We start from the raw sequence: 6,622 nt of genomic DNA on the forward strand, positions 1-6,622 counted from the left end.
GGGCTTATGTGATTAAGCCCTAACTGAATAAGAAACGATTTACTCTGTCGGCGAAATCGTGACTGGTGCAAACGATGCGACAGCATTTCCGCCTGCGCCCGGACGGTCTACATAAGGTGTGTTCTGCATTAAGGTGTAGTACACATCCACGAAGTCATCATCATTCACTAATACGCCATCAGGAATCACATCGATAATCTTGCCTGTTATCTGAGGGATGATCGCATAACCTTGAACTTCTGGATCAGGAATCATCTTCAGTATCTCTTCTGCGGCTTGAACCAAGAGTTTTGCTAGCGCTTTGTAGTCTGTGCCATCATCGTGTTCCATCAAGATCATGTCTGCAGCGCCCCAACGGTAGCGAGGCCAGAAGATGACGGTCTGGTTCGGGTAGTACGTCTGTTTGTCGTAGTCCAGATAAGGCATCTCAACGAGGTCGATCTGGGGCTCTAAACGACTTGAATCGACACCCGTCACGATAGCGTAGATTTCCGCTTTACCAGAGATCCAAGGTTCTTGGTCGACGGCTAAACGGATTTTGGTTAATTGTGTTGTATTCAACGGCTCAGGTTCCGACAAGGCCATCGAGCGACGAGCCCTGTTCATCAAAGACGATTTTTGAGGTTTACTCTCGTCGGCATTGGTATCGTTAACGGCATTGATTTGCGTTGTAGTACCCAGCTTTTGCATCTCTGCCTGCATCGCCATTAGGCCTGCTTTGAGCTCTTCAGCACCGTTACTATCAACCACAAACACTGGGACGTCTGGCATTTGGTACACGTCTAGTTCGTGAACCTGCCCATACACATCATAGGCTTCGATGTATTGCCAGTTTGAATCATCGCCTGATGGTTCGAAAGCAAACAGCGGGTTTTCACCATTCTTCCAAGCTTCGATCATCGCTTCATCAGCCATGCGAACCTCTAACACAGAGTCGCTGAAGTCGTTGATCCCTTTCATCTTGCGATAACCAAGATCCGCTTTCTGCATCCTACTTGAAAATGCAGAGTAGGGCTGAGTAGAGCTCAATTTATCTACAGGCGCGGATAAGTTCTTTTCTGAGATCTGAGCCTTCAATGAAAGCTCAAGATCGGAATAACGCTCGCTGATTTGCAACGCCAAAGATTGCTTTTGCGCAGCGCTACTTTCTGCAATACCTAATGAATCCGTTGTCTCAATATTTTGCGCATAAGACTGGAAGCCAACCACTGTCGTTGCAAGCACCATACTGATAGGAAAAGATGGTCTCATAAATAATCCTTATTTTAGTTTTTATCATTAATAGAGCATTTGCCCTATAAGGATTAACCTATCAGTAACGTGAATGTGTTCAAAAGTTAGTCAGTTATTTTTGTTTCGTTGTGCAGCACAGGATCTCAATTTAAACTGTTTTTATAAAACAACGCCTAAGTAACCTTGATATTTATAAATTAATAAACGTATCAGTAAATAATTTACAATATTATTAACTACACTGGTGTTTCACGAAAAAACCTACTCAAAGTGAGTAGGTTTTTATTTCGCGGTTAACCGCTAGTTCTTCGTTTTATAACCTGTTTAAGAGGCTCGCTCTAACTCAATCTAAACGTAACGTTAGGCCAGAGTAGTTAGAGTATCCGCGAAGTAACACATGATAAGTCACGCCCGGTTGCGCGCTCACACTACATTGCTCATTGTTGCCAGCACGATAAGGGCGACAGTCGTAACTGGATGTGGTTGGTTTGCTTCCCGATTTCACGTAAAGGTCGGCATCGCCTGAACCACCAGACATTGAAACCGTCACGCTAGATGCAGAATCAACAGTGAACGTGTAGAAGCTCTCTGAGGATTGGTTCCCGCTTAGGTTCGAAATTGGCGTGCCTTTCGTCAGCACATTGCCAGTTGGCGGCGTTGAACCACAACTTGCATTAACGCCGACGGTATTAAAAGCATCTTCAACATCGGCAACCACATAGCCCATGTCTGCTGCGGCTTTCGCTACGCCACAAGCTCCTGCGTCAAAGGTACTGTTTGCCGTCCAATACAACTGGTTGGCAACCGTGAATATTTCAAAGCCCTTACGTACATTCCAACCCGACTTGTTCGCTAAAAGATAAAAGGCACGGTTATAAACACCGCTAGATAAGTGAACGTTCAAGCCATCGTAGTATTGCGAGGCGTGATCAATCGAACGATCATCTTTTGAAGGTTGATCAAAGTAACGCAAGCCGCCTTCTGATTTGAATATATCGCTTCCGACCACCCAATCCACACTGCCACGTAAGTAGTATTCAGCCGCTTCGCCCGCAATATCGGAGAAGGCTTCATTGATACCGCCCGACATGTTTTGGTACACAAGGCCGGAGTTTTGCTCGGTGAACCCGTGGCTAACCTCGTGAGCACTCACGTTGATATCGACCAATGGGTAAAAGGTGTTTTTGCCATCCCCAAATGTCATGGATGTACCATTCCAAAAGGCGTTTTCATAATCGGTACCGTAATGAACGCGCATCGTCAGCTGGAAAGTTAAAGGCGACGTGTTCATCCACTCTTTGTACATATCGAATACGACATTACCAAAATAGTGCGCATCGTTAAGAGGCGAGTAAGCCCCGTTAATGTATTTATGGTCGGTGTAGTTAGTGCCGTCGGCACAGTTGTAACTGTAGGCTGCGCTGCCAGAGGTTCCGTTCCTCAAATCGACTGTCTTAACTGATTCATTTTCTAACGTACAAGTCGTGCCTGTTTTGTCGATGGGAAAGCTAGGGAAGTCGCTGCCATATTCATATCGAGTGGTTTTGAGGTTGCCACCGGGGCCAGTACCTAATGCTTTAGCGTGGTTTAGTCCATTCCATTTTTGGAGCACATCGCCAGTCGTGGCATCAATAAAGTAGAAAGGGCGCTCTGGCATTGAGGACGCGATAAAGAAATCGACCAGATACACCACTTGGGCGACTTGGTTCTCATCCAATCTCACCATCAGTTTCGCGTTTTTATTTTCAATGGACTTTTTGCCGACGGTAAACCTGCGGTGAGCAGACAGTGCGGCTTCAATCGCTTGCTCTTGATTCAGTTTTGGCGCGATGTTGGACAGGTCACCACTGATCCCCTGTGCCATGGAGCCGAACACCTGAGTGGGTTGGTTCTTGGAAAGGGTGGCCACGACCGAAGTATCAAAGACGGGTAAACCTAAGTGAGTTTGTTGATAGCGGACTTTGGTTTTTCCATTGGGCAGTACCACCCGTTTAACTTCAGAAAAACCTAATTCTAGTGGGACAACACTCTTCGACTGCGCGATGAGGCTCTGTTGTAGTAATGCATCATTATCGACTTTGACCATTTCTGCAGCGTGTGCAGTAAAGCCGAAAGACGTACCTAGAATGGCTGCTATTTTCCAGCTTAGTTGACGTTGTTGGTTCATTTTTTATTCCTGATTTTAATATAAACTCCTTCTTCCCAACGACTTTATAGGAAGTCTATATGCAACACACAAATGCCATGTGTTGCGAATCAAGATTGGAAGAGCATTTGGATTTATGACAAGTTTATCAGGGAGATTTATTTTTAGAGTATGTAATTCAAAGTTTACAAAAGTCCTTATTGATCAAATTGTTTTTATAAAATTAAGTATTGTTATTTATCGTAAATATATGATGGGTTAGGAGTTATCAAAATCCGCTTTGTTTGAATCTATAGAGTGAATTTCTCTAAGTTAATTTCGATATTTCTCTGTTTTTATCTTAATTACAAATGAGTAAATAACCGGGTTTTGGAAATATTGTCTTTATTATCAATAGTAAACTTGTTTTAACAATGTTACTAAGTACAGATCTAATCTTTTCTACATTTAGTCCTGTTAGATAGAAAAATTCTACATTTTCTTGCTCAATCACAAACTAATAACGATAAGTTATTGTTATGAATGGGGTAAGTCGATTAAGATAGGTCATATAAAAAACTAGACAGAAAAACGCTGAATTTAGATATGGAATTTTTCTATCTAATAGCTGTTATGTTACAAACGTTACTGATCTACTTATTAGTCATAAAAGGAAATTATTTTGTTAGTTAGTACTAAGTTTAGGAAATTAGATAATAGATTCAATATATTGAATGAATCCTTAGAGAATTTAGATAAAGATAAAGATAAAGATAAAGAAAATTTAAAGGTTCTTTTTAGTAAAGAGTATGATGCTTTTTCTTTACTTTACCTAGAGTTTCTTAAACTACATAACGTTTACTTTAAAGGTAATGAATTTGATAATGAATTAGATCGTATTAGTAAATTTCTAATTGATAAAACAGATGAAATTTTAAAGTTGTCTAATGAAAAAAAAGTTAGAGAAATTAACGAAAATCTTTGTAAAATAGAAAAAGATAAAAGATTTGCTATATATAAAATTCAGAAGGTAAACATTATAATAGGGATTTTATCCATTTTATCACTTGTTACACTATTGCTCCTTGGTCTTGATATGGACCATCCCTTCACTCTACTATTGCTAGCATTATCAATACCTCTTCTTACTTCACAGTTAGAGCATCGTATAATATATTATTGTGGAAGTGTGCTTACCTATTTTTTGTTGTTTTACTCTTTGATGAATTTACCAACTCCCGCATATGTCAAAATAATTGATGGAGTCAAAGTCAATGAAAATGTATCAAAAACATTATTGGATAAAGCAACTAAAGAAATTCGACTTCTGATGAATCTAGATTGGCTTACTAAGTAATCGATCTAAAGTAGTATCTATTTAAAAGTAACATAACAAGTTGCTTAAACGGAAAAACAACAGTTGGCCATCGCTTCGCGATTATATCTAACTATTCTTTTCCGCTTAGCAAGGCGTTAGCTCGTCAGTATGTAATAACAACTAGGCTCAATAATGAAGTATTTATTAGATTTAAAAAAGTTACAACAAGGTGATATTGTTTTAGAGGCAGGTGAAACTCCAGTCATCAGTGAAATGATAAAAAAAGCGACTAAAAGCGATTATTCACATGCAATGATTTATATCGACCATACCTTAATTCATGCGGTAAAGAAGGGAGGAGTGTTTTCGAAAAACCCTCAGCGAATACTTTTGTCCTCAAAGGATAGCTTTAAGGTTTTACGCCTTAAAGATCCTGCTCTTCACTCTAAACTAGAAAGTATTTGTGATAATGCGAGAGCAAAAGTTGGTAGTCTATATAGCATGACTGAAGCCGGTAAAGCTGTATTGCCCAATATACTTCAAGGAAAAAACAGGAAACAGTTTTGTTCTAGGCTAGTGGCGCAAAGCTACATAGAGGGTGGAATTGAACTTGTAAACAACGCTGATTATTCCACGCCTGAGGATATAAACAATTCTGATCTGCTAGAAGTGGTAAATGGTTGTGTAAGAGAGGCGACGGAAGAAGATATCGAGATGGCGTCGAGAGAAGATCCTAACTTGGAAAATCAAGAAGAGACATTTAAGTGGTTAAAACTTGCTCGTGAACATCTGAAGAAAGAAGGCGCGGATATTCAAACTATTAATGATATTAGCGAACATTTAGCCAAAGATAGGTCTTCTGATAAACGGATTTGTAAGTTTATAGAATCAACGAAATATTTGAAAATATATGATGTGGACCGTAAATTAAATTCTTATCGATATAATGCTCAGGAATTCACGGAAAAGATGCAAACTGCATTAAATCACGATGAATTAATTGCTAGTGAGGTAGATTTAAATCGTAGAGAACTTGAAAGGCATGGTAAGTCAATTGACATTGCCCGTCAGAACTACCGTAATCTTAATCTTAAGTTTACTAAATTACATATACAACTATACCGAAAAATTTTGCTAGAAACAGAGAGTCGCCTGAAGGTGATTTTACAGCACCCATTTATCGATTCGCAAACATCAAGAATCGCAGACAAATATCTCAGCGAAGTATCAGGTCTAGTGCGTTAGTAAAACGAGCTAACAAGCTGTTTAATAGCGATTCGCAACGCGTGGCACTTTCAATATGCGTTGCGTTTAGTATTTAAGGTGGTATGCGGTGGCTTCGGTATTGTGTTGCTCATACCTTAACAGGGATACATGGATTCCCCCGGTTGTCAAACATCCGCTAAACTTATGTTGATGGGTTTTGGACTGCCGCTCTACATTCGGCCTACTTATCGACGATTCGCATACGTCGTGGCCCTGATGACTTTGCGCGACTGCGGTGCCTTATTCGTTAGATGACATCTAGTGTGTCCGCCGCATTAACAGGCTCTCCGCAAGTGGTCTTAACCTATCTCCATCATTAGCGTCTGCAATGACCCGGTGGGTTTAACTCTTTATGCTGCTTAAGTTTTTACTTAGGCAGCATAGTTTTCATATTCTGTTTGATTGTGTAAAAGCGACCATATAATTCGTGCGTTCTTCGCGGCAAGTGCCACTATTGCTCGGTTCATTCCTCTTCGTTCCAGAACGCCTCTGTACCACTGACTTAACTTATCTTGCTTGTCGCCAAGGTTGGCAATCACGGTCCTTGCGCCGTGAACTAATAGTGTTCTTAAGTATTTGTCGCCGTGTTTGGTTATCCGGCCTAACCGAGGTTTTCCTCCTGTGGAATATTGCTTTGGTACTAGTCCTAGCCAAGCAGAGAAATCACGGCTTTTATCAAA

The 6,622-nt window shown here is 40.5% G+C and carries 5 protein-coding genes; 2 read left to right on the plus strand and 3 right to left on the minus strand.

All coding sequences use genetic code 11. From position 1 onward, the window contains the following. Positions 1-39 precede the first annotated feature (39 nt). Together A136_RS18670 and A136_RS18675 are read right to left on the minus strand one after the other, a co-directional pair. Positions 40-1,251 carry a DUF3103 domain-containing protein gene (locus tag A136_RS18670; protein WP_017063638.1) on the minus strand — a complete coding sequence of 404 codons (1,212 nt, stop codon included), beginning with the start codon at positions 1,249-1,251 and terminating at the stop codon, positions 40-42. 325 nt (positions 1,252-1,576) lie between these two features. Further along, positions 1,577-3,400 carry a M4 family metallopeptidase gene (locus A136_RS18675; RefSeq protein WP_017063639.1) on the minus strand — a complete coding sequence of 608 codons (1,824 nt, stop codon included), beginning with the start codon at positions 3,398-3,400 and terminating at the stop codon, positions 1,577-1,579. 640 nt (positions 3,401-4,040) lie between these two features. On the opposite strand from A136_RS18675, the gene A136_RS18680 reads away from it, so the two are divergent. Continuing rightward, the gene (locus A136_RS18680) at positions 4,041-4,715 is read left to right on the plus strand and encodes a hypothetical protein (RefSeq protein WP_017063640.1); all 675 of its coding nucleotides are present in this window, start codon (positions 4,041-4,043) and stop codon (positions 4,713-4,715) included. Between the two features lie 153 nt (positions 4,716-4,868). Beyond that, positions 4,869-5,921, plus strand: a complete 1,053-nt coding sequence (locus tag A136_RS18685) for a YiiX/YebB-like N1pC/P60 family cysteine hydrolase (RefSeq protein WP_017063641.1) — start codon at positions 4,869-4,871, stop codon at positions 5,919-5,921. 392 nt (positions 5,922-6,313) lie between these two features. Here A136_RS18685 and A136_RS18690 read toward each other — a convergent pair. Next, the coding region (locus A136_RS18690; RefSeq protein WP_017063642.1) for an IS110 family transposase at positions 6,314-6,622 on the minus strand (309 nt) is incomplete at its 5' end.

This window comes from Vibrio crassostreae 9ZC13, from assembly GCF_000272045.2.
In the GTDB taxonomy this organism is placed as follows: Bacteria; Pseudomonadota; Gammaproteobacteria; order Enterobacterales; family Vibrionaceae; genus Vibrio; species Vibrio crassostreae_C.